This is a genomic window from Clostridia bacterium (assembly GCA_014360065.1).
Lineage (GTDB): Bacteria > Bacillota > DSM-521 > Neomoorellales > JACIYF01 > JACIYF01.
Genome location: JACIYF010000207.1, coordinates 1 through 2,542, shown reverse-complemented (window position 1 = coordinate 2,542; position 2,542 = coordinate 1). Strand labels below are relative to the sequence as shown.

The window sequence follows — 2,542 nt, the reverse complement described above, 5'->3', positions numbered from 1 at the left end:
AGTTTCCGGACTTGGCTCGGTGATGCGGTATGTATCATTGATGCGACTCGACCTGAAGATGTTCCCGGATTCCCTGAGAGGAATGAGATCCCTGAGCAAGTCATTAGAGATCTTAGGGACAGGTTGATGAGGAGGTGAGGGTATGCGCGCACGCAAAGTATGGGGGTGAGGTGTATTCGTAGGTGGAATCGGCTGCCTGAGTTCCGGATTAAAAAAGATTGAAAAAGGCGTTAAGGGGGAAAGTTGAATGAGTAAGGTACAGTACAAGGACCTGAGAGAATGGCTCGAGTTGGTTGACAAGGAGGGGGAATTGAAAATAGTCGAAGGAGCAACTTGGCAAGAGGACATTGGTATGGCGACCGAGCTTCTCAATCATACGCCAGGCTCGCCTGCGGTGATCTTTGACAATATCCCGGGATACAGAAAAGGATATCGCGTTTTAACCAATGCCCTAAAGAGCGACAACCGGCTTGCTATCACATTCGGTCTGCCCCTGGGTTTACCTAAATTCGAACTGAGCACGGAATTGTACAAGCGGACTCAAAACCTGGAGCCGTTGCCTCCGGTGTATGTTGAGGATGGGCCAATCCTCGAGAACGTACATGAGGGAGATCAGGTTAACGTTCTTGAGTTTCCCGTCCCTAAATGGCACGAGCGAGATGGTGGCAGATACATCGGGACTGGTAGCTATGACATAACGAGGGATCCTGATGAAGGCTGGGTTAATCTTGGTACTTACAGGGTTATGGTTGATGATGAGAAGCATGTTTTCTTCTACATTTCGCCTGGCAAGCATGGGCGGATTCATCGGGACAAGTACTTTGCTAGAAAAGAGCCTTGCCCAGTCGTGGTTGTGGTTGGGGGCGATCCCCTGCTCTACTTGGCGGGAGCAAGTGAACTGCCTTATGGCCTCAGTGAGTATGAGTGGGCAGGGGCTGTCCGGGGAGAGCCGTTTGAGGTGATAAAGGGGAAATACACTGGTTTGCCGATCCCGGCAAGGGCGGAGATCGCTATTGAAGGGTTTGCCCATTATGACGATCTAAAGGAGGAAGGACCGTTTGGCGAGTGGACTGGCTATTACGCCAGCGGGGCTCGAAAAGAACCCAGAATCGAAATCAAGGCTATCTACCATCGCAACGATCCTATTATTCTTGGTAGCCCGCCAAATCGTCCTCCTGATGAACTAGCGTTTTATCGAGCCTTTATGCGGTCGCCTCTTTTAAAGGAGGAGCTTGAAAAGGCTGGGGTACCAGATGTGGTAGCGACGTGGTGCCACGAGGCTGGCGGGGCGAGGCTATTTCTTGCCGTATCGATTAAGCAGAGGTATCCTGGGCATGCGACTCAAGCCGGTCACGTTGCTTCTCAGTGCCACGTTGGTGCGTATTGCGGGCGCTACGTTGTGGTAGTGGATGACGACATTGATGTTACTGACTTAGAGGAAGTCGTTTGGGCTATGTGCACCCGGTCGGATCCAGCTACTTCCATTGACATCATCCATCGAGCTTGGAGCACCCATTTAGATCCCCGGATTAGCCCCGAGCAAAAGGAGAAGCTTGCCCTCTGGAACTCACGGGCTATCATTGACGCTACTAGGCCATACGAGTGGAGGGATAAATTCCCACCAGTCAATATGCCCTCACCTGAAGTTAAGAAGAAGACCTTGGAAAAGTGGGGTTACTTGGTCAAGTAGGCGATCTAGCATCTTGCAGCACAATGGTCGACTAATTCTTGCGATGGTTTGCCTGGCAATGCCCTTTGTTAGCGGGATTGCCAGGCGCCAATTAACCTTGAAAGGAAGCTGGCGAATGGACGCTGGGAAGAAGCCACGAATAGTGGTGGGGATGTCTGGAGCTACAGGACAGATTTATGGAATTAGGTTAGTTGAAACCCTGAAGGCTATGGGTGCAGAGGTCCACCTGGTAATGAGTGACTGGGCAAGGAGAACTACTTCCCTGGAGACTCAGTATACACCTGAGGAAGTGGAAAGCCTTGCTGACTATGTGTACGACAACCGAGATGTAGGGGCTGCTATTGCTAGCGGTTCATTCCACCACGACGGGATGGTAATTGTGCCATGTAGCGTTAAGACCTTATCAGGGGTCGCCAATTCTTGGAACGAAAACTTGCTGATTCGAGCTGCAGACGTTACTCTAAAAGAACGTAAGCGGCTAGTACTAGTGGTACGAGAAACGCCTTTGCATAGGGGCCACCTTGAGCTCATGCTAAGGGCGGTCGATATTGGAGCCACGATTCTACCCCCAATGCCGGCCTTCTACTACCGTCCGCGCGCAGTCAATGATATTGTAATCCATACTGTAGCGCGAATATTGGATGCACTGGATGTACGGCAGGAACTCATCAAAGAATGGACAGGCGTTAGTGAGGTGCTGCATGGGGAAGACCTTCAGGTGATTTAGCAGGATCTATGGGGGGTCGACTCGGTGGCAAAGGTGTATACGGTGCTTCTAGGTCTGCTACTAGGTCCGGCTTTAGGAACGGTAGTTTTGCTAGCAAGTCGGGCCTTATTTGATTATGGCGGGGC

Annotated in this window: 2 protein-coding genes; both read left to right on the top strand. The window is 51.2% G+C overall.

Annotated features, from left to right (window positions below; all coding sequences use genetic code 11):
- Nucleotides 1–247 precede the first annotated feature (247 nt).
- Nucleotides 248–1,690, top strand: coding sequence for a UbiD family decarboxylase (locus H5U02_15040; GenBank protein MBC7343735.1), 1,443 nt, complete (start codon nucleotides 248–250; stop codon nucleotides 1,688–1,690).
- Between the two features lie 115 nt (nucleotides 1,691–1,805).
- A complete protein-coding gene (locus H5U02_15035) occupies nucleotides 1,806–2,417 on the top strand; it encodes a UbiX family flavin prenyltransferase (protein MBC7343734.1) in 612 nt (203 codons plus the stop codon).
- Nucleotides 2,418–2,542 lie beyond the last annotated feature (125 nt).